Below are 24,078 nucleotides of genomic sequence, written 5' to 3'. Positions count from 1 at the left end.
CGGCAGCCACGGGTACGGGCGGATGTCCCCGCGAGAAGCTGCCGTCGCACCCCCACGACACCGCACGACACGCCACCGGACTGCGCGAAGGAGGGCCCCGCCCATGGCCGTCGACTACACAGTGATCGTCGTCTATCTCGTCGGAATGCTGGCCATGGGCTGGTGGGGGATGCGCCGGGCGAGGTCGAAGAGCGAGTTCCTGGTGGCGGGCCGCCGCCTGGGTCCCGCGATGTACTCCGGCACCATGGCCGCGATCGTCCTCGGCGGCGCGTCCACCATCGGCGGCGTCGGACTCGGCTACCGCTACGGTCTCTCCGGCGCCTGGATGGTCTTCACCATCGGTCTCGGGCTGCTCGCCCTCTCGGTGTTCTTCTCGGCCCGTATCGCCCGCCTGAAGGTCTACACCGTCTCCGAGATGCTGGACCTGCGCTACGGCGGTCGCGCCGGGGTCATCTCCGGCGTCGTCATGTGGGCGTACACCCTCATGCTCGCGGTGACCTCGACCATCGCCTACGCCACGATCTTCGACGTGCTGTTCGACATGAACCGCACCCTCGCGATCGTCCTCGGCGGCTCGATCGTCGTCGCGTACTCCACCCTCGGCGGCATGTGGTCGATCACGCTCACCGACATGGTGCAGTTCGTGGTCAAGACCATCGGCGTGCTGCTCCTGCTGCTGCCCATCGCCGTGGTCAAGGCGGGCGGCTTCGCCGAGATGAAGGCGAAGCTCCCCACCACGTACTTCGACCCGCTGGGCATCGGCGGCGAGACGATCTTCACCTACGTGCTGATCTACACCTTCGGCATGCTGATCGGGCAGGACATCTGGCAGCGCGTGTTCACCGCCCGCGACGACCGCACCGCCAAGTGGGGCGGCACGGTGGCCGGCACCTACTGTCTCGCCTACGCCGTCGCGGGCGCCGTCATCGGCACCGCCGCCAAGGTCCTCTACCCGAAGCTCGCCAACCCGGACGACGCGTTCGCGACCATCGTCAAGGACGAACTCCCCATCGGCGTACGGGGCTTGGTGCTCGCCGCCGCCCTCGCCGCCGTGATGTCCACCTCCTCCGGCGCGCTGATCGCCTGCGCGACCGTCGCGAACAACGACATCTGGTCCCGGCTGCGGGGTCTGGTCCGCCCGCAATCCTCCGCGGACGAGCCGCACGACGAGGTCAGGGGCAACCGCGTCTTCATCCTGATCATGGGTCTCGCGGTGATCGGCACCGCCATCGCCCTGAACAACGTGGTCGAGGCGCTGACCGTCGCGTACAACCTCCTCGTCGGCGGGCTCCTCGTGCCGATCCTCGGCGGTCTGCTGTGGAAGCGCGGCACCGTGCAGGGCGCGCTCGCCTCCGTGATCGTCGGCGGTCTCGCGGTGATCGGTCTCATGGCGGGCTACGGCATCCTCGCCAACGAGCCCGTCTACTACGGTCTGCTCGCCTCCCTCGTCGCCTACGTCGTCGTCTCGCTGGCCACCAAGCCCACCGACGAGCGCGTCCTCGCCGTCTGGCGCGACCGCCTCGCCGGCAAGTCCCCCGAACTCCCGTCCGAACCGGTCCCGGCTCACCAGTAGAGTCGTACGGAAAGCAGTACATGCGCGACGAAGCGCAAGGAAGAAGGCATTTCAGCATGAGCAGCTCCGAGACGCCCCGCGGGCCCGTCGACTCCTCCCGCGTCCCGCGCTACGCGGGCCCCGCGACCTTCGCCCGGCTGCCCCGCCTCGACGAGGTCGGCCGCGCCGACGTCGCCGTGGTCGGTGTGCCGTTCGACTCCGGCGTCTCGTACCGGCCGGGCGCCCGCTTCGGCGGCAACGCCATCCGCGAGGCGTCCCGGCTGCTGCGCCCGTACAACCCCGCGCAGGACGCCTCCCCCTTCGCCCTCGCGCAGGTCGCGGACGGCGGCGACATCGCGGTGAACCCGTTCAACATCAACGAGGCTGTCGACACCATCGAGGCGGCGGCGGACGACCTGCTCGGCACCGGCGCCCGCCTGATGACGCTGGGCGGCGACCACACCATCGCGCTGCCGCTGCTGCGCTCCGTCGCCAAGAAGCACGGTCCGGTCGCGCTGCTCCACTTCGACGCGCACCTCGACACCTGGGACACCTACTTCGGCGCCGAGTACACGCACGGCACGCCGTTCCGCCGGGCGGTGGAGGAGGGCATCCTCGACACCTCCGCGCTCTCCCACGTCGGCACGCGCGGTCCGCTGTACGGCAAGCAGGACCTCACGGACGACGAGAAGATGGGCTTCGGCATCGTCACCTCGGCGGACGTCTACCGCCGGGGCGCCGACGAGGTCGCCGACCAGTTGCGCCAGCGCATCGGGGACCGCCCGCTGTACATCTCCATCGACATCGACTGCCTCGACCCCGCCCACGCCCCCGGCACCGGCACCCCCGAGGCGGGCGGCATGACCTCCCGCGAGCTGCTGGAGATCCTGCGCGGGCTCGCCTCGTGCAACCTGGTCTCGGCGGACGTGGTCGAGGTCGCCCCGGCGTACGACCACGCCGAGATCACCTCGGTCGCGGCGTCCCACACCGCGTACGAACTGACCACCATCATGAGCCGTCAGATCGCGGCGGCCCGGAAGGACGCGTAAGCGCAGTGACTCACGACCACGACCTGGTGCTCCGCCCGACCGAGGCGCAGATCTCCGCCGCCCTGAACCCTCCTCCCGGGCGCAACGGCGGCGACCTGGTCGTGGAGACGCTGGCCGGGCTCGGCGCGACGACCGTCTTCGGGCTGCCCGGCCAGCACGCCCTCGGCATGTTCGACGCCCTGCGCCGCTCCGCGCTGCGCTACATCGGGCTGCGGGTGGAGAACAACGCGGGTTTCGCGGCGGACGCGTACGGCAGGATCACGGGGGAGGCGGCGCCGCTGCTGCTCTCCACGGGTCCGGGCGCGCTGACCTCGCTGGCCGCGCTCCAGGAGGCGGCGTCGGCGTCGGCGCCGGTCCTGGCGATCAGCAGCCAGATCCCGACGGCGGGGCTGGGCGGTGGCCGCCACGGTTATCTGCACGAACTCCCGGACCAGTCGGCGTCGTTCCGGGGCGTGGTGAAGTCGGTTCACACGGTCCGCTCGCAGTCGCAGATCCCGTCGGCGATCGCGGAGGCGTGGCGCTCCGCGCTGACCGCTCCGCACGGTCCGGTGTGGGTGGAGATCCCGCAGGACGTGCTGCTCGCGGAGACCTCGCTGCCGGTGGTGACGGCACCGGACGCGACCCCGGAGGAACTGGTCCCGCGCGTCGAACTCACGGCGGTCGCGGCGGACTTGCTGTCCCGTGCGGAGCGTCCCGCGATCATCGCGGGTGGCGGAGTCGTACGGTCGGACGCCTCGGGCAAGCTGCTGGGGCTCGCGGAGGCGCTGGACGCCCCCGTGGTGACCACCTTCGGTGGCAAGGGCGCCTTCCCCTGGGAGCACCCGCTGTCCCTCCAGTCCTGGCTGGAGGACCGGCACACGACGGACTTCCTGGAGGACGCGGACGTTCTCCTCGTCGTCGGCTCCGGACTCGGTGAACTCTCCTCGAACTACCACACGTTCAAGCCGCGCGGCCGGGTCATCCAGATCGAGGCGGACCTCGGCAAGCTGGAGTCCAACCACCCGGCACTGGGCATCCACGCGGACGCCCGCCTCGCGCTTCAGGCGCTGCTGGAGACGGTGTCGCCGCGGACGGACGAGACGGCTCCCGCGCGGGTACGAGAACTGCTGGACAAGGTCACGGCACGCATCTCCTCCCAGGAACTCACCCTGGAACAGGACGTGCTGGCGTCGGTACGCAAGGCGCTGCCTCCCGGCTCCCCGTCCTTCTGGGACATGACGATCCTCGCCTACTGGGCCTGGTCCGCCTTCGACCCCCGCGGCTCCAACACCATGCACTCCGCCCAGGGCGCGGGCGGCCTCGGCTACGGCTTCCCCGCCGCCCTCGGCGCTGCCGCCGCCGACCCCACCCGCCCGGTCCTCGCCGTCTCCGGCGACGGCGGCGCCCTCTACTCCATCGCGGAACTGGCGACCGCCCGCCAGTACGACCTCCCGGTCACCTGGCTCATCGTCGACGACGGCGGCTACGGCATCCTCCGCGAATACATGACGGACGCCTTCGGCGAACCCACCGCGACGGAACTGACCCGCCCGGACTACGTCGCCCTCGCGGAGTCCTTCGGCGTCCCCGGCGTCCTGACCTCCCCAAAGACCCTGGAGACGGACCTGTCGAAGGCGCTGGCGACTCCGGGACCTTCCGTGGTCGTACTCCCGGCGGTACTGCGGATGTTCGCACCGACACACCTGGACTGACCGGCGTCACTCCCCGGCCGCGCCGAGCAGCACCTCTGCCAGCTCGCGCGGCCGGGAGAACATCGGCCAGTGCCCGGTGCCCATCCGGACGAGCCGCCAGTGCCCGTCGACCACCAACTCGGCTACCTCGTCGTCTAGTTCGTCCCCGGCGAGTTCGCACAGGACGTAGGTCGCCTTCAGCTCGCCGAGCGGCCGGGTGAGCACGGCGGGCTCGGTCAGGGTGCGGCCGGGGTGGGGCGTGGCGTTGTCCACGATCCGCGCGATCTGCTCCTCGGCGAGGCCGTGCCCGTCGAAATGGGACGCGGAGACGAGCGGCCAGAAACCCTGGTTCCCGGCGATGGACGCCTCCACGGCGGCCCCGCCGTCCGGCCACTGCGACACGAACGACTCGCCGTCCGCCGGAACGCTGGAGTCGACGAACACGGTGTGCGTCACCCGCTCCCCGATCCGCTCCGCCGCCTGCCCGACGGGAATTCCGGCGTAGCTGTGCCCCACCAGGACGACATCACGCAGATCGTGCCGTCCGACCTCGTCGACGATGTCCTGGACATGCGTCTGCTGCCCGGCCGGGACACCCTGCCGATCGGCGAGACCGGAGAGCGTCAACGGGTGCACCCCGTGCCCGGCTGCCCGCAGATGCGGTACGACGTCGTCCCATGCCCAGGAGCCGAGGCGTGCGCCCGCGACCAGTACGAAGTTCGCCATGGAGGAACCGTAGCGAGCGGGGCGCCCAAGGCGCCCGGCAATTCCTCCCGCCCGGCCGGACATGCCGGCACTCCTGCGCGGACGACTGAACGGCGGGCGGAACACGACCTAGGGGCGCTCGGAGCCGCCCCGGAGGAACCCCGCGCTGGTAAGCACCCCCAGGAGCACCAGCGCCGCGTTCATCGCGATCGCCGTCTTCAGCCCGCCCAGGACCGCGACCGCACCCGTGCCGGTCATCGCGCCCGTCGTGATCGGCAGCTCCGCCGCCACCGAGGGCACCGCCGAACGCCGTCCCGGTCAGTGCGGAGTCGCTCGCCTCGTCGGCTCACCAACCCGAAGACCCCAGTTCGACCGCACCGTTCGCAATCGGAAGCAACATCAAGCACCAGTAAAGAACCAGTCAGGCGTGGGCAAGTTGTGAGGGGAAGTCGTGCGAATTCGGACAGGGTCCGTGCAACCCCCGCCAGGGTCCGTTAGTCAACTGGACATGAAATCCCGGACTCCACGTCGTACCGGAGCGGTCGCCGCCGCGCTCGGTGTCGCGTTGCTCATACCGGCCGTGGCCGCCACTCCGGCGTCCGCGGCCTCGGCCGTCAGTTGTACGTCGTCGAAGGCGGGGCTGGCGGACAAGCTGGAGAAGGACATCACGGCGGCGCTGGCGAAGCGGAAGAGCAGTGTCGCGCTCGGTGTGTACGACCGCTCGACCGGCACCACCTGCTCCCTGCGGGCGACCAGCGCGTACGACTCGGCCAGCACCGTCAAGGTCACCGTGCTCGCCACGCTGCTCTGGGACGCCAAGAAGCACAACCGGTACCTGACGAGCACCGAGACCACGCTCGCCAAGGCGATGATCACGCAGTCGGACAACACCGCCACCAGCAAGCTGTGGAAGCAGCTCGGCGTGACCAAGGTCAAGGGCTTCCTGGCGGCGGCCAAGATGACCAAGACCACGCCGGGGGCGGACGGTTACTGGGGACTGACCCAGATCAACGTCACCGACGAGCAGAAGCTGCTCAAGCTCGTCACCGCCAAGAACAGCGTGCTGAGCGACAGTTCGCGGGCGTACATCCTCAAGCTCATGGGCCAGGTCGTCTCCTCCCAGCGCTGGGGCACCCCGGCAGGCGCCCCCTCCACGGTCGCCGTGCACGTCAAGAACGGCTGGCTCCAGCGCTCGACCCACGGCTGGCGCGTCCACAGCCTCGGCACCTTCGACGGCGCCGGGCACGACTACATGCTCACCGTGCTGACGCAGGACAACAGCACGATGGACTACGGCGTCACCACCATCCAGAACGTCTCCAAGGTCATCCACAAGGACCTGGTCCCGACGGCGTCCAAGTCCGCCGTCTACGTCCCGACCAGCACCCCGCGCGAGGCCGTCGTGGCCACGCCACCGCAGGGCTGACACCCCCTCGTCACGGGCCCGGTTCCTCCGTCCACCGGAGGAACCGGGCCCGTGCTCATGCGTCAACAGCCGTACCGCTGTGCGTCCTTGGGTCCCGCCCCCTACCGTGACCCCCATGACCTTGCGCAGGAGAACCCGCCCCGTCCTCTCCGCAACCCTCGCCGCCGCGTTCTGCCTCGCGGCACCTGGAGCGGCGGCGCACGCCAACGCATCGCGGAATCACGCCTGTTCCCCCGCCGTCACCCTCGACCGCTTCTCCGACGCGCTCGACAAGACGACGTACGACGGCAGTTACGTCGGCAACCTCTCCGCCCTCGCCGTGGACCGCGACGGATCGCTCGCCGCGCTCGCGGACCGCTCCACGCTGTTCCGGCTGGACGCGAAGACCCTGCGGCCCACCGGCGCGACCAACCTCGCCGACGAGAGCGGAAAGGAGCTGGACTCCGAGGGACTCGCCGTGGACCGGGACGGCACCCGGCTGGTGACGTCCGAGACCGAGCCGTCCGTACGGCGGTACTCCCGCGCGGGGAAGATCCTGGAGCGGCTGCCCGTCCCCGACGACCTCCGCGTCGCCCCCGCCGGACGCGCCACCGCCAACCAGACCTTCGAGGGGCTGACCCTGCTGCCCGGCGGGCACACCCTGCTCGCCTCGATGGAGTACGCGCTCGACGGGGACGACCCCGGCACCGTCCGCTTCCAGACGTGGACGCGGGAGCACGGGCGGTTCCGGCTCGGCGCGCAGTACGCGTACCGCACCGACGACCCGAGCCTCGGCGTGCCCGAGGTGCAGTCCACCCCCGACGGGCGCCTCCTCGTGCTGGAGCGCGGCTTCACGGCGGGCGTCGGCAACACCGTCCGGCTCTACCTGGCCGACCCGCGCCACGCCACCGACACCTCACGCGTCCCGGACCTCACCGGACAGCCTGGCGTACGCCTCCTGCGCAAGACCCCGCTCGCGGACATCGCCGACTGCCCCTCCCTCGGCGCGACCGCCCGCCAGCCCCAGCCCAACCCGCTGCTGGACAACATCGAGGGCATGACGGTCACCGGGCGGGACGGCACAGGTCGGCTGAAGGTGCTCCTGGTCAGCGACGACAACCAGAACCCGGCCCAGACGACCCGCTTCTACTACCTCCGGGTGCGTACGGGCGCTACCGGGTCTGTTCGCAGTGCACCGGGCTTCAGCCCGGTAGTGAAGCGCATCTGAGTTCTGCTCTGGCCTGCCCGCCAGTAGTGGCGGACGAGATCGGGGAACTCCTGGCGGAGCCTGCGCGAGGACACGCCCTTGAGGGAGTTCACCAGCCTGGACGCGGCGACCTTCGGCGGGAAGTTCACGAGCAGGTGGACGTGGTTGGCCTCGCCGTTGAACTCGACCAGCTCGGCCTCGAAGTCCTCGCACACGGCCCGCATGATCTGTTCGCAGCGCGTCAGGTACCGGTCGGTGAAGATGGTATGCCGGTACTTCGTCACGAAAGCCAGACGGACACGCGTACGGACCAATGGTGATGGATCGTATGAATGTTCCCATCGATACTTGCCATCCCGCTGCGTACGGTGATCGGTGTGCAGCTTCGGTACAGCTTCCGCCTGTACCCGGGCGCCGGACAGCGCGCGGCGTTGGCGAGGGCGTTCGGGTGCGCGCGGGTGGTCTACAACGACGCGCTCCGCGCTCGGGAGACCGCCCGAAGCGAAGACATGCCGTTCCCGAAGACCGGGGACCTGTCCAAGACGCTGATCACCGAGGCGAAGAAAACCCCCGAGCGGGCCTGGCTCGCCGAGGTGTCGGCGGTGATCCTGCAGCAGTCCCTGCGGGATCTGGACACGGCGTACCGGAACTTCTTCGACGGCCTGAAGGGCAAGCGCCCGCGCATGGGCGCACCCCGGTACAAGTCCCGCAAGGACACCCGGCAGACGGTCCGGTTCACCGCGAACGCCCGCTGGTTGATCACCCCGGGTGGGAAGCTGCGCCTGCCGAAGATCGGCGACTTGCAAGTGAAGTGGTCGCGGACGCTGCCCTCGACGCCGTCTACGGTAACGGTGGTCAAGGACAGCGCGGGCCGGTACTTCGCGTCGTTTGTGGTGCAGACCGACCCGTCGGAGGTGCTGCCCGAGGTGACGCCCAAGGTGGGTATCGACCTGGGCCTGACGCACTTCGCGGTCCTCTCGGACGGCCGGAAGATCGACAGCCCGCGCTTCCTGCGCCGGGCCGAGAAGCGCCTGAAGAAGGCCCAGCGGGAGTTGTCCCGCAAAGAGAAGGACAGCAAGAACAGGGACAAGGCCAGGGTCCGCGTCGCACGGGCACACGCCCGCGTCGCCGACGCGCGCCGCGAGTTCCACCACCGGCTCTCCACGAAGCTGATCGGCGAGAACCAAGCGATCGCGGTGGAGGACCTGGCGGTGAAGGGACTCGCCCGCACGCGCCTGGCCAAATTCGTGCACGACGCCGGGTGGTCGGCATTCGTGAACATGCTGGAGTACAAAGCCGCCCGGTACGGGCGCACCTTCATCCGGATCGGCCGCTTCGAGCCCACGTCTCAGGTGTGCTCGCAGTGCGGCGTCAAGGACGGCCCCAAGCCCCTGCACGTCCGTGTGTGGACGTGCTCGGCGTGCGGGGCCATCCTTGACCGGGATGTGAACGCGGCGGTCAACGTCGCCAAGGCGGCCGGACTGGCCGTGTCAGCCTGTGGAGCGCAGGTAAGACGGGCACCCGTGCCCGCACCGCGCAGCGAAGCAGGAACCCACCCGACATCGCAGCCTTCAGCGGCGCGGTAGGCGGGAATCGTCGTCCTTCAAAGCGGCGAGGATGTCAATCGCTGAGGCTCCCGTCCGCGTTCCAGTCGTCCGGGATCTCCGAGGACAGCCCGAGCGCGCGGGCGCGGTTCATGATGTGGCGGCGGATCGTGTCGTGCGGGTCGCGGCGACCCCGGCCGACCGCGTGGATCGCCCGGCGCAGATCCTCCGCGCCGTGCAGGTCCGCCGGGCGGACGGGGTAGCCGCCGTCCGGCAGTGCCCAGCCCTCGGCGGCGCTGTGCCGCCGGGCGGCGGCGTCCAGGTCGGCGGCGTCGGGCGTGTCGATGTTTCCCTTGTCCATGCGTGCGCCTCCGGCGGTTCTGCGGTGGATCCCTGCACCGCGACGCATTCCAGCACAGATGCGGACACCCCGCCCGGTGGGCGCCGCCCGCCGTACGGCAGCTCGTACGGAATACCCCCCTGCCACCCCGCGTTTGTGCCTCACGGAAGATCAGGGCGATGGACGGAGGACACCCGCGTGGGACCGCAACGGGGATGGGCACGGCGACTGGCGGGATACGCCTGGCGGTATCCGAAGGACGTCGTCCTCGCCCTCGGCTCCTCGCTCGCCGGGATGGCCGTGATGGCGGTCGTGCCGCTGATCACGAAGGTGATCATCGACGATGTGATCGGCGGGCACACCCGGGCGATGGCTCCCTGGGCGGGCGCCCTGATCGGCGCCGCGCTCCTCGTGTACGCGCTCACGTACGTCCGCCGCTACTACGGCGGCCGGGTCGCCCTCGACGTGCAGCACGATCTGCGGACCGAGATGTACCGCACGATCACCCGGCTCGACGGGCGCCGTCAGGACGAGCTGTCCACCGGGCAGGTCGTCGGCCGGGCGACGAGCGATCTCCAGCTCATCCAGGGTCTGCTGTTCATGCTGCCGATGACCATCGGGAACGTGCTGCTGTTCCTGATCTCGCTCGGGATCATGGCGTGGCTGTCGCTGCCGCTCACCCTGGTCGCGCTCGCGGTCGGACCGGCGCTCGGCTGGATCGCCCGGCGCAGCCGGAGCAGGCTGCACCCCGCCACCTGGTACGCGCAGGCGCAGGCAGCCGCCGTCGCCGGGGTGGTGGACGGCGCGGTCAGCGGCGTCCGCGTGGTGAAGGGGTTCGGGCAGGAGGAGCAGGAGACCGGGAAGCTGCGCGAGGTCGGCCGCAGGCTGTTCGCGGCGCGGCTGCGGACCATCCGGCTGAACAGCAAGTACACCCCCGCCCTCCAAGCCGTGCCCGCGCTCGGCCAGGTCGCCATGCTCGCCCTCGGCGGCTGGCTCGCGGTCGGCGGGCACATCACGCTCGGCACGTTCGTCGCCTTCTCCACCTACCTCGCCCAGTTGGTCGGTCCGGTGCGGATGCTCGCCGTGGTGCTCACCGTCGGCCAGCAGGCTCGCGCGGGCACCGAGCGCGTCCTGGAGCTGATCGACACCGAGCCGACCCTGAAGGACGGCACCAAGGACCTCCCGCCCGACGCCCCCGCCTCCGTCGAGTTCGACGACGTGTCCTTCGGCTACGACGCCGACCGCCCCGTCCTCGACGGGCTCAGCTTCGAGATCCGTCCCGGCGAGACCCTGGCCGTCGTCGGCACCTCCGGGTCCGGCAAGTCCACCCTCTCCCTGCTGCTGCCCCGCTTCTACGACGTGAGCCGCGGCGCCGTCCTGGTCGGCGGGCACGACGTGCGCGAGCTGACCCTCGACTCGCTGCGCGCCGCGATCGGTCTGGTCCCGGAGGACTCCTTCCTGTTCTCGACCTCCGTCCGCGAGAACATCGCCTACGGCCGCCCCGACGCCACCCAGGACGAGATCGAGACCGCCGCCCGCGCCGCCCAGGCGCACGGGTTCATCGGCGAGCTGCCCCAGGGCTACGACACCAAGGTCGGCGAGCACGGTCTCACCCTCTCCGGCGGGCAGCGCCAGCGCGTCGCGCTGGCCCGCGCCCTGCTCACCGACCCCCGCCTGCTGGTCCTGGACGACGCCACCAGCGCCGTCGACGCCCGGGTGGAGCACGAGATCCACGAGGCGCTGAAACAGGTGATGGAGGGTCGTACGACCCTGCTCATCGCCCACCGCCGCTCCACCCTGAACCTCGCCGACCGCATCGCGGTCCTGGAGGGCGGGCGCCTCGCGGACATCGGCACCGACGCCGAACTCCAGAAGCGCTCCCCGCTCTACCGCAGGCTGCTCACCGACCCCGACGAGCTGGGCGGAATCTCCCCGGGCCACGCCGTCCCCGCCGAACCGCGCGAGGACACCACCGTCCGCGAGGAGCTGGACGCCGAGTTCGACGCCGAGCGCGGTCTCACCCCGAGGCTGTGGACCGGCGACCGCGCACCCCGCGACCGGGCGCTCGCCGGTACCCCCGCCACCCCGGAACTCCTCGCCAAGGTCGAGGCGCTCCCCCCGGCCACCGACACCCCCGGCGTGGACGAGGCGCGCGCGGTCCGCCCCGAGGACTCCTACGGACTGCGCCGTCTGCTGCACGGCTTCGGGCGCCCCCTGCTGATCAGCCTGCTGCTCGTCGCGGTCGACGCGGGCGCGGGTCTGCTGCTCCCGATCCTGATCCGGCACGGCATCGACCAGGGCGTCACCCGCGCCGCCCTCGGCGCGGTCTGGGCGGCGTCGCTGCTCGGGCTGCTCACCGTGCTGGTGCAGTGGGTCGCGCAGTACGGCGAGACCCGGATGACCGGACGCACCGGTGAGCGGGTGCTCTACGCGCTGCGCCTGAAGATCTTCACCCAGTTGCAGCGGCTCGGTCTGGACTACTACGAGCGCGAGCTGACCGGTCGCATCATGACCCGGATGACCACCGACGTGGACGCGCTGTCCACGTTCCTCCAGACGGGTCTGGTCACCGCGTTCGTCTCGGTCGTCACCTTCTTCGGGATCATGGGCACCCTGCTGGTGCTCGACCTCCAGTTGGCGCTGGTCGTCTTCGCCACGCTGCCCCCGCTGATCGTGGCCACCTTCTTCTTCCGCCGGGCGAGTGTGAAGGCGTACGAGCTGGCGCGTGAGCGGGTCTCGGTCGTCAACGCCGACCTCCAGGAGTCGGTCGCCGGGCTGCGGATCGTGCAGGCGTTCCGGCGCGAGGGCGACGGCGGGCGCCGGTTCGCCGCGCGCAGCGACAGCTACCGCCAGGCGCGCATCCGGGGTCAGTGGCTGATCTCCATCTACTTCCCGTTCGTCCAGTTGCTGTCCTCGGTCGCGGCCGCCGCCGTGCTGATCGCGGGCGCCGGACGGGTGGAGGCGGCCACGCTGACCACCGGCGCGCTGGTCGCCTATCTGCTCTACATCGACCTGTTCTTCGCCCCCGTCCAGCAGCTCTCCCAGGTCTTCGACGGCTACCAGCAGGCGACCGTCTCCCTCGGCCGCATCCAGGAGCTGCTGCGCGAGCCCGCCTCCACCGGCTCCGCCGCCGAACCCCTGGAAGTGCTCTCGCTGCGCGGCGACATCGCCTTCGAGGACGTGTCCTTCGCGTACGGCGACGAGGAGGAGGCGCTGACCGGCGTCGCCCTGACCGTCCCGGCGGGGCAGACGGTCGCCTTCGTCGGCGAGACCGGCGCGGGCAAGTCCACGCTGGTCAAGCTGGTCGCGCGGTTCTACGACCCGACCTCGGGCAGGGTCACCGTCGACGGCACCGATCTGCGCTCCCTGGACCTCACCTCGTACCGCCACCGGCTGGGGGTCGTGCCGCAGGAGGCGTACCTCTTCCCCGGCACGGTCCGCGACGCCATCGCCTACGGACGCCCCGACGCCACCGACGCCGAGGTGGAGGCGGCGGCGCGGGCGGTGGGCGCGCACGAGATGATCGCCACGCTGGAGGGCGGCTATCTGCACGAGGTCGCCGAGCGCGGGCGCAACCTCTCTGCCGGTCAGCGCCAGCTCATCGCGCTCGCCCGCGCCGAGCTGGTGGACCCCGACATCCTGCTCCTCGACGAGGCGACCGCCGCCCTGGACCTGGCCACCGAGGCGCAGGTCAACCAGGCCACCGACCGCCTGGCGGGGCGCCGTACGACCCTGGTGGTCGCCCACCGGCTGACCACCGCCGCCCGCGCCGACCGCGTGGTCGTGATGGACCACGGCCGGGTCGCGGAGGACGGCACCCACGACGAACTCCTCGCCCTGGACGGCCGGTACGCCGAGCTGTGGCGGACCTTCGTGGGGGAGTCGGAGCCGGAGGAGCCGGTGGGCGTGACGGGCTGAGCCGGACGCCCGGCGCGCGGGAGAGTCCGTGCGCCGGGGCGCCCGCGCTCCGCGCGTTTCGCTGACGGTCGTGCAACCGTCCGGCACATCCCGTGCGTCCGTACACCAGTACGTACATCGAGGGCGTATGCGCGGGGCGCGGGGGAGGCACGGAGAGTGGCCGGTGATGCGATACGTCGGCTGTCGGCGGCCGTCGTGGCCGTGCTGACGGTCCTCGGGGTGCTCGTCCTCGCCGCCCCCGGCGCCGGTGCCGCCCCGCGCCGGGACTGCCCGGGGCACCAGGTGCGCAGCCTGCCGTTCCGCACCGGTGTCGTCCGGCTCTACAAGCGCGACGGCTACGTCTGCGCGGTCACCGTCGCCAAGGCTCCCGGCGCCCCGCGCCTGATGTCCCTCAGCGTGCAGGCGCGCGGCAACCGACCGGTGACCGACAAGGGGCACTACCGCGACCACGCGGGACCGGTCACCGTGCACGCCGGACACCGCTGCGTCCGGGTGCGCGGCGCGGTGGGGCGCGGCTCGGTCAGCTCCGGCTGGATCCTGTGCTGACCCCCGACACGCCCGGTAGACCCAACACCCCCTGGTGTCACACCAGTTGCTCGGATAACTTCCGGCGCACATGTGTCTCACAGGGGAGAGTCGAATGCGCAAGGCCCTCAGATGGCTGCTGGCGCTCACGGTGCTGCTCGGCACCCTGAGCGCGGCAGGCACCGCAGGGGCGGCCACCGCCGCGCCCGCCGACATCAAGGACCGGCTCCTCGCCATACCCGGCATGAGCCTGATCGAGGAGAAGCCCTACTCCGGCTACCGCTTCTTCGTCCTGAACTTCACCCAGCCCGTGGACCACCGGCACCCGGACCGCGGCACCTTCCAGCAGCGGATCACCGTGCTGCACAAGGACACCAGCCGCCCGACCGTCTTCTACACCGGCGGCTACAACGTCTCCACCACGCCGTCGCGCCGCGAGCCGACCCAGATCGTCGACGGCAATCAAGTCTCCCTGGAATACCGCTACTTCACCCCGTCCCGTCCGGCGCCCGCCGACTGGTCCAAGCTCGACATCTGGCAGGCGGCGAGCGACCAACACCGCGTATTCCAGGCACTGAAGAGCATCTACTCCGCCAACTGGCTGGCCACCGGCGGCTCCAAGGGCGGCATGACCGCCACCTACTACGAGCGCTTCTACCCGCGCGACATGGACGGCGTGGTCGCCTACGTCGCCCCCAACGACGTGGTGAACAACGAGGACTCGGCATACGACCGCTTCTTCGAGCACGTCGGCACCAAGGAGTGCCGCGACCGGCTGAACGCCGTCCAGCGCGAAGCCCTGGTGCGCCGCGAGGCGCTGGAGAAGCGGTACGCGCAGTTCGCGACCGAGGGCGGCTACACCTTCACCACCGTCGGCTCCCTGGACAAGGCGTACGAGGCTGTCGTCCTCGACTACGTGTGGGGCTTCTGGCAGTACAACGGTCCCGACTGCGACAGCATCCCGGCCGACGCGGCGCACGCGAGCGACGACGCCATCTGGGACTCGGTGGACACGATCTCCGGCTTCTCCGCCTACACCGACCAGGGACTGGAGCAGTACACCCCGTACTACTACCAGGCGGGCACCCAACTGGGCTCGCCCACCATCCACTTCCCGCACATCGAGCGCCGCCTGATCCGCTACGGCTACCAGCCGCCGCGCGACTTCGTGCCGCGCTCCATCCCGATGCGCTTCCAGCCCGGCGCCATGCGGGACGTGGACACCTGGGTCCGCCACCACGCCCGCCACATGCTGTTCGTCTACGGCCAGAACGACCCGTGGGGCGCCGAGCGCTTCCGCCCCGGCGCGGGCGCCCGTGACTCCTACGTGTTCACCGCGCCCGGCATGAACCACGGCGCCAACGTCGCCGGTCTGACGGGCGGTCAGCGCACCCTGGCCACCGCCCGGATCCTCGACTGGGCCGGGGTCGCCTCCCCGGCGGTCCAGGACGACCCGGCGGCGGCGAAGCCGCTGGCCCGCTTCGACGCGCGGCTCGACGTACGCGACGTGGAGCGCGAGCCCGCGCTGCGGCCGTAAGGCGCCACGGCAGTAAGGGCGCCGACCGGGAGGGAACCGGTCGGCGCCCTCGCCCGTCCAACCCCCGAACGCCGGACCAGTGCGCGGTGCGGTGTCGGCCGGGTCCGCAGACCAGGAACCGACATCACCCTCCCAAGCCGCACCGCGACCGGCGTCCCCGCCACCGGCGCGCCCCCCTCCCATGCGCCGGTGGCGGCCCCGTTCCCGGGCTCCGCTCGCCCCGGTGACCCGCCCTGTGCGGTCCCTTGACGGAAAGAAACTTCCCGGATATTGGTGATTCCTCGGAAGTTTCCTTCAGCTTTTCTCCTCCGGAAGGGGCGCACGTGCCCGACACCCGCACGGCAAGCACGGGAAACACCGCACGACCGTCCAGACGCGCCGTCCTCGCCGCCACCGCCGCCCTCACCGCGACGCTCGCCGCGCCCGCCCCGGCAGCCCACGCCGCCGTCACGCCGGACGACAAGGCGCTGCGCGCGCTGATCGCCGCCATGACGCTGGAGGAGAAGGTCGGCCAGCTCTTCGTGATGCGGGTCTACGGCCACTCCGCCACCGCCCCCGACCAGGCGGACATCGACGCCAACCGCCAGGAGCTGGGCGTCGCCACCGCCGCCGAGCTGATCGCCAAGTACCGCGTCGGCGGCATCATCTACTTCACCTGGGCGCACAATACCCGCGACCCCAAGCAGATCGCGGACCTGTCCAACGGCATCCAGAAGGCGTCCCTCGGTCTCAAGCGCGGGCTGCCCGTGCTCGTCGCCACCGACCAGGAGCACGGCGCGGTGTGCCGGGTGGGCAAGCCCGCCACGCTGTTCCCGGGCGCGATGGCCGTCGCCGCCGGGCGCTCCTACACCGACGCCCTCGCCCTCGGCCGCCTCTCCGGCACCGAGCTGCGCGCGATGGGCGTCAACCAGGACTACTCGCCCGACGCGGACGTCAACATCAACCCGGCCAACCCCGTCATCGGCGTGCGCTCCTTCGGCGCCGACCCGCAGCTCGCCGGGCTCCTGGTCTCCGCCGAGGTGAAGGGCTACCAGACCGCCCGGGTCGCGGCGACCGCCAAGCACTTCCCCGGGCACGGCGACACCGCGACCGACAGCCACACCGGCTTCCCGGTCATCACCCACACCCGGGAGCAGTGGGAGAAGCTCGACGCGGTGCCCTTCCGGTCCGCGATCTCCGCGCGCATCGACTCGATCATGACCGCGCACATCCAGTTCCCCGCGCTCGACCCCTCCGGCGACCCGGCGACCCTCTCCCACCCGATCGTCACCGGCATCCTGCGCGGCGACCTCGGCTACGACGGCGTGGTCATCACCGACTCCCTCGGCATGGAGGGCGTGCGCACCAAGTACGGCGACGACCGGGTGCCGGTGCTCGCCCTCAAGGCGGGCGTGGACCAGCTCCTCAACCCGCCCTCCATCGACGTGGCCTGGCGCGCCGTACGGGACGCGGTGCGCGGGGGCGAGCTGACCGAGTCCCGCCTCGACGAATCGGTTCTGCGCATCCTGCGGATGAAGGCACGCCTCGGACTCTTCGACCACGCCTACACCACCCACGCCCGGGTGACCTCGGCCGTGGGCACCAAGTCCCACCTGGCCACCGCCGACCGCATCGCCGAGCGCACCACCACCCTGCTGGTCAACGACGGCAAGGTGCTCCCGCTCGACCGCCGCCGCACGCCCCGCGTCCTGGTGGTCGGCGCCGACCCCGCCTCCCCCTCCGGCACCGACGGACCGCCCACCGGGGTCATGGCCGCCGCCCTGAAGGAACTCGGCTTCACCACCACCGTCCTCGCCACCGGCACCGCCCCCTCCTCCGCGACCGTGACCAAGGCGGTGACGGCGGCAGGGAAGGCGGACGCGGTGGTCGTCCTGACGTACAACCTCACCGCCACCGACCCCCAGCGCACCCTGGTCGAGAAGCTTCTTGCCACCCGGCGCCCGGTGGTCGCCGTGGCCGTCCGCAACCCCTACGACGTCGCCCAACTGCCCGCCGTCAAGGCGTACTTGACCTCGTACGGCTGGACCGACGTCGAGGTGCGCGCCGCCGCCCGGGTCGTCGCGGGCAAGGTCGCCCCGCGCGGCAGGCTCCCGGTGCCGGTCCAGCGGGCGGACGATCCGGCGCAGGTGCTGTACCCGCTCGGCCACGGGCTGACGTACTAGACATACGTCACGCACCGGGCAGGACACCCCCGAAGGGCGGAAAGCACCCCTGTCGACTGGCGCGGCGCCCGCGCGGCGCGTCAGGCTGAGCGGGGTCTTCGGGGGGAGTGCGATGCGCGGGAACGGTGCCGTGGGCACGGCGGCACGGCTGCCGTCCGCGTTACTGCTGGCGCTGGCGGTGCTGTGGAGCGTGACGGGCTGCCAGAGCACGGCACCCTCGGCAGGGGTGCGCCCCTCCTCGGCGCCGCCGACGCACGACGGCACGTTCCTCGCCCTGGGCGAGTGCAGCTCCTTCGGTCCGACCAGCTTCACCGAGGTGCCCTGCTCGGGGGAGCGCGCCGCCGCCCGGGTCGTCGCCCGCCACGACGGCCCGGTGACCGAGGGACCGCCCTGTCCTCCGGCCACCGACTTCGTCCTGCACATCGGCGGCGGGCGCCCCACCACCGGACGCACCACCGCCCCCGCCGTCCCGCGCGGCTACGCCTGCATGCGCAACCTCCAGCCCCCGCACCCCGGCGACCCCGGTCACGGCGGCGGTCCCCGCACCGTCCCCGGCGACTGCGTCTACGACTCCGGCGGCGGCCAGGTCCGCGAGACCGCCTGCGACGGCACGGGCACCCACAAGCCGGGCTACAAGGTCACCGAGACAGCCCCGAACCGCCGCGCGTGCCCGCCGTCCACCTCCCTGTACGTCCAGGTGGGCGGACCCGACCCGGTGGGGTGCGCGCGGCGGCTGTGACTCGGCAAGGCGGTGACTCAGCCCGGCAGCGCCGCCACCTCGTCCGCCGTCGGGTACGACTCCTGCGCACCCCGGCGCGTCACCGCCACCGCCCCCACACGGGCGGCGTGGGCCGCCGCCTCCGCCAGAGGGGCACCGGCGCCCAGTCGCCACGCCAGCGCGGCGGTGAAGGCGTCACCGGCGCCCGTGGTGTCGACGGCGCTCACCCGCACCGGGGGCACGAGACGGACACCCGACTCGTCGCACACCAGCGCCCCCTCGGCGCCCAGGGTCACCACGACCGACCGAGGTCCGAGGGCGAGCAGCGCGCGAGCCTGAGCGGCGGGGTCCTCGGTGGAGCCGTCCAGCAGGACGCGGGCCTCGTGCTCGTTGACGACCAGCGGATCGCAGGCGGCAAGCACCTCGGGCGACAGCGGGCGCGGCGGAGAGGGGTTGAGCACGAAGCGGGTGCCCTCGGGCAGGCGCCGCACCACCTCCGTCACCGTCTCCGGCGGGATCTCCAGTTGCGCCGACACCACCCGCGCCGCGCGCAGCAGCGGCTCGGCGACGCGCACGTCCTCGGGGGTGAGGCGGGCGTTGGCGCCGGGGGAGACGACGATGCTGTTGTCGCCCGAGGGGTCGACGGTGATGAGGGCGACGCCGGTCGGGGCGCCCCCGGTCAGGACGCCCGCCGTGGCGACCCCGGCCGAGCGCAGGGAGTCCAGGAGCAGACGTCCGTGGCCGTCGTCGCCGACCCGCGCGAGCAGCGCCGTACGGGCACCGAGGCGGGCGGCGGCGACCGCCTGGTTGGCGCCCTTGCCGCCCGGGTGGACGGCGAGGTCACCGCCGAGGACGGTCTCCCCGGCGCCGGGGCGCCGCTCGACCGCCACCACGAGGTCGGCGTTGGCCGAGCCCACGACCAGCAGGTCGTAGTCGTACATGAACAGGACTCCCTGAGCAGTGAGTTGGAGCGTCAGCCGGTGAAGCCGGCCACGTTCTCGCGGGTGACCACCTTCACCGGCACCTTGACGGTCGGCGCGGTCTTGCCGCCGTGGAGCGCCTTGAGGGCGTTGTCCACCGCGATCCGGCCCAACTGGGTGGGCTGCTGCGCGACCGAGGCGTACAGCGTGCCGTCCTTCACGGCCCTCAGACCGTCCGGGGTGCCGTCGAAGCCGACGACCTGGACGGACTTGCCCGCCTTGGCGCCGAGCGCCTTGACCGCGCCGAGGGCCATCTCGTCGTTGGCCGCGATGACGCCCTGGACGTCGGGGTGCGCCTGGAGCAGGTTCGACATGACGTCCAGACCCTTGGCCCGGTCGAAGTCGGCGGGCTGCTGGGCCAGCACCTTGATGCCGGGGTAGTTCTTCAGCCCCTGGGCGAAGCCCTGGGCGCGCTCACGGGCGGCGGAGGTGCCCGGCTGCCCCTGGAGGACGACGATCTTCCCCTTGCCGCCGAGCTTCTCGGCGATCGACTTCGCCGCCAGCTCACCTCCGGCGACGTTGTCGGAGGCGACCAGCGCCGCCACGGACGCCTTGTTGACGCCCCGGTCCACGGCGATCACCGGGATCTTGGCCCGGTCCGCCGCCTTGACCGAGTTGGCGGCGGCGTCCGAGTCCACCGGGTTGACGACGATCGCGTCGTAGCCCGAACCCGTGAAGTTCTGGAGCTGGTTTGCCTGCTGGGAGGCGTCGTTCTGGGCGTCCGTGACGGTCAGGTCGATGCCCCGCTTGCGCGCCTCGGCCTGGGCGCCCGAGCGGATCTGCACGAAGAACGGGTTGTTCAGCGTGGACAGCGACAGACCCATGCGCGGGTTGGCGGCGGCGGAGGAGCCGCTGTGCAGGAACGAGGTCGCGCCGACGATCGCCACGGTCACCACGGCGGCGAGCCCGTAGGTCGCCGCCTGCCTGCCCTTGGGACCGCCCGCGCCGGGCACCGGCGACGTGCCCGCCTTGCGGCGCACCGCGTCGAGCAGCACCGCGAGCGCGATGACGACACCGATGACGACCTGCTGCCAGAAGGCGGAGACGTTCAGCAGGTTGAGTCCGTTGCGCAGCACCGCGAGGATCAGCGCGCCGACGAAGGTGCCGGACGCCTTGCCGGTGCCGCCCGCGAGCGAGGCGCCGCCGATGACGACAGCCGCGATGGCGTCCAGCTCGTAGCCGTCGGCCGCCTGCGGCTGCGCCGAGCCCAGGCGGGCGGCGAGCACGATGCCCGCGACGGCGGCGAAGACACCGGAGAGCGCGTACACGGCCAGCTTCTGCCGCTTGACCCGCAGACCCGAAAGGCGCGCGGCTTCCTCGTTGCCGCCGATCGCGTACATCGAGCGTCCGATGTAGGTGCGCCCGAGGATCAGCGCCGCGAGCAGCCCCATGACCACCATGACGAGCACCGGCACGGGCAGCCTGCCGCCCAGGTTGTCCCCGAGGTGGGAGACGGAGTCCGGGAACGGGATGGGCACGCCGCCGGAGATGACCAGCGACAGACCGCGCGCCACGGACAGCATGGCGAGCGTCGCGATGAACGGCGGCAGCTTGCCGTAGGCGATCAGGAAGCCGTTGACCAGACCGGCTGCCACACCCGTGCCGAGTCCGAGGACGACCGCGAGTACGACCGGTATCCCGGACTGCGTCGCGCTCCAGGCGAGCACGGTCGAGGTGAGCGCGGCGACCGAGCCGACCGACAGGTCGATGCCCGCCGAGACGATCACGAAGGTCACGCCGAAGGCGAGGATCGCCGTCACGGCGGCCTGGACGCCGATGTTGAGCAGGTTGTCCGTCGTCAGGAAGTCGCCGGACAGCGCGGAGAGCGCGACGACCAGGACGATCAGCGCGGTCAGCGCGCCGTTGTCGAGCAGCAGGCGGCGCAGGCCGCCCGGGGCGCCCTTCGCGCCCGTCGTGCTCTTGAGCGTGTCAGTTGCCACGGGGGGCCTCCGTTCCGGGAGTGGGAGTGGGGGTGGTGTTGTCGGTGTCGGTACCGGTGGTGCTCGTGCTCACGGCGAGGGACATCACCGCGTCCTGCGTCGCCTCGGCGGCGGTCAGTTCGCCCGCGATCCGCCCCTGCGCCATCACCAGCACCCGGTCGCTCATGCCGAGCACCTCGGGCAGATCGCTGGAGATCATCAGGACGGCGGCACCGGCGGCCGTGAGTTCGTTGATCAACTGGTAGATCTCGACCTTGGCGCCGACGTCGATACCGCGCGTCGGCTCGTCGAGGATGAGGACCTTGGTGTCGGCGAGCAGCCACTTGCCGATGACGACCTTCTGCTGGTTGCCGCCGGAGAGCGTGCGCACCGGCTGACCGAGCCCGGCCATGCGCACCCCGAGCTGCCCGGCGATCCGCCCGGCCGCCTCGTGCTGCCCCCTGCGGTCCACAAGCCCTGCCCGGGTCGCGGACCGCAGCGTGACCAGACCCAGGTTCTCCGCCACGGAGGCGTCGAGCACGAGCCCCTGGCCCTTGCGGTCCTCCGGCACGAGCCCGATCCCGGCGGCCATGGCCGCGTTCACGTCGCCCCGGCGCAGCTCGGCGCCCGAGACCCGCACGGCACCGGCGTCGTACGGGTCCGCGCCGAACACCGCCCGCACCACCTCGGTACGCCCCGCGCCGACCAGCCCCGCGATGCCGACGACCTCACCGGCGCGCACCTCGAAGCTCACGTCGTGGAAGACGCCGTCGCGGGTCAGCCCCTCGACCGAGAGCAACGCCGCGCCCCGCTCGGGCCGTTCACGCGGATACTGCTGCTCGATGGAGCGGCCCACCATGAGCCGGACGAGTTCGTCCTCGGGCGTGGACGCCGGGACCTGCCCGACGCTGCGCCCGTCCCTGAGGACGGTCACCCGGTCGCCCAGGGCGGCGATCTCCTCCAGGTGGTGGGTGATGAACACGATCCCGACGCCGTCCGCGCGCAGCCCGCGCACCAGCGTGAACAGCCGCTCGACCTCCTCGGAGGTGAGCACGGCGGTGGGCTCGTCCATGATCAGCACCCGGGCGTCCAGGCTGAGCGCCTTGGCGATCTCCACCATCTGCAGCCGGGCGATGCCGAGTTCACGCACCCGCGTGCGCGGCGAGACCTGGACGCCGACCCGCGCGAGCAGCTCCTCGGCGTCTGCCTCCATCCGCCTGCGGTCGACGAGTCCGAACCGGCGCGGCTGCCGTCCGAGGAAGATGTTCTCCGCGACGGTCAGCTCGGGCACCAGGTTGAACTCCTGGTAGATCGTGGCGATCCCGAGCCGCTCGGCGTCCTGCGCGCTCTGCACGCGGACCTCCTCGCCGCCGACCAGGATCCGTCCGCCGTCCGGCGTGTGCGCCCCGGACAGGGTCTTGATGAGGGTGCTCTTGCCCGCGCCGTTCTCCCCGAGCAGCACATGGACCTCGCCCCGGCGCAGCGCGAAGTCGACGCCGTCCAGCGCGATCACGCCGGGAAAGGACTTGCGTATCCCTTCGACGCGCAGCAGTTCTTCGGGGTCGCTCACGGTGTGCTCCTTCGCACGGGGGTGGGGGACACGGGGGTGGTGGGCTGAGGGACGGAGGGTTCCGGTACGCGGGGTGCCGGGCCGGTGGGTTCCGGGGCGGCGGACTCGCCGCACGAGCGGCGGACGACCAGCCGGGCGGGCAGGGTCAGGGAGTCGGCGGACCGCCCCTCGATGCGGTCCACCAGAGCCCGTACGGCCGCCCGGCCCAGCTCGCCCGTCGGCTGGGCGATCGCGGTGATGGGCGGGTCGGTGTGCACGAACCACGGGATGTCGTCGAACACGGCCAGCGCGATGTCGTCGGGCACGCGCAGCCCGCGCGCCCGGATCGCGTCCAGGGCGCCGAGCGCCATCAGGTTGTCGGCGGCGAACACCACGTCGGGCGGCTCGGGCAGATCGAGGAACCCCTCGGTGATCCGCCGTCCGCTGCCGGCGCGGAAGTCGCCCCGGCCGATGTACTCCTCCGGCAGCGGCAGCCCGAACGCCGCCATGGCCTCCCGGAACGCCTCCACCCGCTCGCTGCCGGTGGTGGTCGCCGCGGGACCCGCGATGATCGCGAGCCGCCGGTGCCCGAGCCGGTGCAGATGCGCCACGAGGTCGCGTACGGCACGGCGTCCGTCGGCTCGTACGACCGGCGCCCGCGCGCCCGGTATCCACCGGTCCACGAACACCATCGGGGTGCCCGCGCGGGCCGCGTCGAGCAGCAGCGCGGAGTCCATGTCGGCGGGGGAGACGAGGAGACCGTCGATCCTGCGGTCCAGCAGGGTCCGTACGTGATGGTCCTGGAGGTCGGGTCGCTCGTCGGCGTTGCCGATGATCACGCTGTAGCCGAGGGCGCGCGCCTCCTCCTCCACCGAGCGGGCCAGCTCGGTGAAGTACGGGTTCAGCACGTCGCTGATGACCAGCCCGAGCGTGTGGGTCTGGTCGGTGCGCAGCGAACGGGCCACGCCGTTGGGGCGGTAGCCCAGCGCGGCGACCGCGCTCAGTACGCGGGTGCGTGCGTCCGCGCTCACCGACGGGTGCGCGTTCAGAACGCGCGAGACCGTGGCGACCGAGACGCCCGCTGTGGCGGCGACGTCCTTGATGCTCGCCATCGACGGCTCCACCTCCTTGTGGAATCGTTTTCAACGACGTGTCCGGAGGATTGGAATCGATTACACGGGCGTTCGGCAACCCCCTTCGGGCAGGCCGAAATCGGATTGTGATGAAGTGCGCTCAGATGAGCGCCCTTGATCCGCGCCCGGTCCGGGGCCGTTCCGTGCCCGCTCAGCCCGCCCCTG

Annotated in this window: 18 protein-coding genes and 1 pseudogene; 11 read left to right on the top strand and 8 right to left on the bottom strand. The window is 71.7% G+C overall.

The window, feature by feature from the left end; all coding sequences use genetic code 11:
* The first annotated feature begins 103 nt into the window (after positions 1 to 103).
* From IF655_RS17340 to IF655_RS17330, 3 genes are read left to right on the top strand one after another with little or no spacing between them, the layout of a single operon-like run.
* Positions 104 to 1,573: a sodium:solute symporter gene (locus IF655_RS17340; RefSeq protein ID WP_199585717.1), complete on the top strand. Its 1,470-nt coding sequence runs from the start codon at positions 104 to 106 to the stop codon at positions 1,571 to 1,573.
* Positions 1,574 to 1,629: 56 nt separating this feature from the next.
* Complete coding sequence (speB, locus tag IF655_RS17335; RefSeq protein WP_018544987.1) at positions 1,630 to 2,601, top strand: agmatinase; 972 nt, start codon at positions 1,630 to 1,632, stop codon at positions 2,599 to 2,601.
* A 5-nt stretch (positions 2,602 to 2,606) separates the two neighbouring features.
* A complete protein-coding gene (locus IF655_RS17330) occupies positions 2,607 to 4,292 on the top strand; it encodes a thiamine pyrophosphate-binding protein (RefSeq protein WP_199585716.1) in 1,686 nt (561 codons plus the stop codon).
* A 6-nt stretch (positions 4,293 to 4,298) separates the two neighbouring features.
* Here the strand turns inward: IF655_RS17330 and IF655_RS17325 are convergent, their stop codons facing one another.
* Both IF655_RS17325 and IF655_RS17320 read right to left on the bottom strand, forming a co-directional pair.
* Positions 4,299 to 4,997: an alpha/beta fold hydrolase gene (locus IF655_RS17325; protein ID WP_199585715.1), complete on the bottom strand. Its 699-nt coding sequence runs from the start codon at positions 4,995 to 4,997 to the stop codon at positions 4,299 to 4,301.
* A 108-nt stretch (positions 4,998 to 5,105) separates the two neighbouring features.
* Entirely contained in the window at positions 5,106 to 5,267 is a 162-nt protein-coding gene (locus IF655_RS17320; protein ID WP_242488781.1) for a hypothetical protein, read from the bottom strand.
* A gap of 217 nt (positions 5,268 to 5,484) precedes the next feature.
* On the opposite strand from IF655_RS17320, the gene IF655_RS17315 reads away from it, so the two are divergent.
* Both IF655_RS17315 and IF655_RS17310 read left to right on the top strand, forming a co-directional pair.
* Positions 5,485 to 6,402 (top strand): serine hydrolase, encoded by a 918-nt coding sequence (locus IF655_RS17315; RefSeq protein WP_199585714.1) that lies wholly within the window; start codon positions 5,485 to 5,487, stop codon positions 6,400 to 6,402.
* 115 nt (positions 6,403 to 6,517) lie between these two features.
* Positions 6,518 to 7,609: an esterase-like activity of phytase family protein gene (locus IF655_RS17310; protein WP_199585713.1), complete on the top strand. Its 1,092-nt coding sequence runs from the start codon at positions 6,518 to 6,520 to the stop codon at positions 7,607 to 7,609.
* A 20-nt stretch (positions 7,610 to 7,629) separates the two neighbouring features.
* Here the strand turns inward: IF655_RS17310 and tnpA are convergent.
* A pseudogene (gene tnpA, locus IF655_RS17305) lies at positions 7,630 to 7,902 on the bottom strand (IS200/IS605 family transposase); the annotation flags it as partial.
* Positions 7,903 to 7,965: 63 nt separating this feature from the next.
* Here tnpA and IF655_RS17300 point away from each other — a divergent pair.
* On the top strand, positions 7,966 to 9,174 hold the full coding sequence (locus tag IF655_RS17300) for an RNA-guided endonuclease TnpB family protein (protein ID WP_199585711.1): 1,209 nt from the start codon (positions 7,966 to 7,968) through the stop codon (positions 9,172 to 9,174).
* A gap of 34 nt (positions 9,175 to 9,208) precedes the next feature.
* Here IF655_RS17300 and IF655_RS17295 read toward each other — a convergent pair whose 3' ends face one another.
* Positions 9,209 to 9,493 (bottom strand): hypothetical protein, encoded by a 285-nt coding sequence (locus IF655_RS17295; protein WP_199585710.1) that lies wholly within the window; start codon positions 9,491 to 9,493, stop codon positions 9,209 to 9,211.
* Positions 9,494 to 9,670: 177 nt separating this feature from the next.
* Here IF655_RS17295 and IF655_RS17290 point away from each other — a divergent pair, with 177 nt between their 5' ends.
* The 5 genes from IF655_RS17290 to IF655_RS17270 all read left to right on the top strand — a co-directional run bounded on the left by IF655_RS17290 (position 9,671) and on the right by IF655_RS17270 (position 18,353).
* Positions 9,671 to 13,390, top strand: a complete 3,720-nt coding sequence (locus IF655_RS17290) for an ABC transporter ATP-binding protein (RefSeq protein WP_199585709.1) — start codon at positions 9,671 to 9,673, stop codon at positions 13,388 to 13,390.
* A 156-nt stretch (positions 13,391 to 13,546) separates the two neighbouring features.
* A complete protein-coding gene (locus IF655_RS17285) occupies positions 13,547 to 13,936 on the top strand; it encodes a hypothetical protein (protein WP_199585708.1) in 390 nt (129 codons plus the stop codon).
* Between the two features lie 94 nt (positions 13,937 to 14,030).
* Positions 14,031 to 15,452 (top strand): S28 family serine protease, encoded by a 1,422-nt coding sequence (locus IF655_RS17280; RefSeq protein ID WP_199585707.1) that lies wholly within the window; start codon positions 14,031 to 14,033, stop codon positions 15,450 to 15,452.
* Between the two features lie 323 nt (positions 15,453 to 15,775).
* Positions 15,776 to 17,614, top strand: coding sequence for a glycoside hydrolase family 3 protein (locus IF655_RS17275; protein ID WP_199585706.1), 1,839 nt, complete (start codon positions 15,776 to 15,778; stop codon positions 17,612 to 17,614).
* Positions 17,615 to 17,726: 112 nt separating this feature from the next.
* On the top strand, positions 17,727 to 18,353 hold the full coding sequence (locus tag IF655_RS17270) for a hypothetical protein (RefSeq protein ID WP_199585705.1): 627 nt from the start codon (positions 17,727 to 17,729) through the stop codon (positions 18,351 to 18,353).
* 17 nt (positions 18,354 to 18,370) lie between these two features.
* On the opposite strand, the gene IF655_RS17265 is transcribed toward IF655_RS17270, so the two are convergent.
* From IF655_RS17265 to IF655_RS17250, 4 genes are read right to left on the bottom strand one after another with little or no spacing between them, the layout of a single operon-like run.
* The gene (locus IF655_RS17265) at positions 18,371 to 19,273 is read right to left on the bottom strand and encodes a ribokinase (RefSeq protein WP_199585704.1); all 903 of its coding nucleotides are present in this window, start codon (positions 19,271 to 19,273) and stop codon (positions 18,371 to 18,373) included.
* Positions 19,274 to 19,305: 32 nt separating this feature from the next.
* Positions 19,306 to 21,252 (bottom strand): substrate-binding domain-containing protein, encoded by a 1,947-nt coding sequence (locus IF655_RS17260; protein WP_199585703.1) that lies wholly within the window; start codon positions 21,250 to 21,252, stop codon positions 19,306 to 19,308.
* Complete coding sequence (locus tag IF655_RS17255; RefSeq protein WP_199585702.1) at positions 21,242 to 22,801, bottom strand: sugar ABC transporter ATP-binding protein; 1,560 nt, start codon at positions 22,799 to 22,801, stop codon at positions 21,242 to 21,244. Before IF655_RS17255 ends, IF655_RS17260 begins: the two co-directional genes overlap by 11 nt.
* Positions 22,798 to 23,892 carry a LacI family DNA-binding transcriptional regulator gene (locus tag IF655_RS17250; RefSeq protein ID WP_199585701.1) on the bottom strand — a complete coding sequence of 365 codons (1,095 nt, stop codon included), beginning with the start codon at positions 23,890 to 23,892 and terminating at the stop codon, positions 22,798 to 22,800. Before IF655_RS17250 ends, IF655_RS17255 begins: the two co-directional genes overlap by 4 nt.
* Positions 23,893 to 24,078: the final 186 nt, after the last annotated feature.

Source organism: Streptomyces sp. DSM 110735 (assembly GCF_016482685.1).
GTDB lineage: Bacteria > Actinomycetota > Actinomycetes > Streptomycetales > Streptomycetaceae > Streptomyces.
Note: the sequence above shows the minus strand (reverse complement) of the source record. Positions and strands in the feature narration are given on the sequence as shown.

Coding starts and splice junctions, on each gene's coding strand:
- IF655_RS17340 (WP_199585717.1), top strand. CDS start 104: ATGGCCGTCGACTACACAGTGATCGTCGTCTATCTCGTCGGAATGCTG.
- speB (WP_018544987.1), top strand. CDS start 1,630: ATGAGCAGCTCCGAGACGCCCCGCGGGCCCGTCGACTCCTCCCGCGTC.
- IF655_RS17325 (WP_199585715.1), bottom strand. CDS start 4,997: ATGGCGAACTTCGTACTGGTCGCGGGCGCACGCCTCGGCTCCTGGGCA.
- IF655_RS17315 (WP_199585714.1), top strand. CDS start 5,485: ATGAAATCCCGGACTCCACGTCGTACCGGAGCGGTCGCCGCCGCGCTC.
- IF655_RS17310 (WP_199585713.1), top strand. CDS start 6,518: ATGACCTTGCGCAGGAGAACCCGCCCCGTCCTCTCCGCAACCCTCGCC.
- IF655_RS17295 (WP_199585710.1), bottom strand. CDS start 9,493: ATGGACAAGGGAAACATCGACACGCCCGACGCCGCCGACCTGGACGCC.
- IF655_RS17280 (WP_199585707.1), top strand. CDS start 14,031: ATGCGCAAGGCCCTCAGATGGCTGCTGGCGCTCACGGTGCTGCTCGGC.
- IF655_RS17270 (WP_199585705.1), top strand. CDS start 17,727: ATGCGCGGGAACGGTGCCGTGGGCACGGCGGCACGGCTGCCGTCCGCG.
- IF655_RS17265 (WP_199585704.1), bottom strand. CDS start 19,273: ATGTACGACTACGACCTGCTGGTCGTGGGCTCGGCCAACGCCGACCTC.
- IF655_RS17250 (WP_199585701.1), bottom strand. CDS start 23,892: ATGGCGAGCATCAAGGACGTCGCCGCCACAGCGGGCGTCTCGGTCGCC.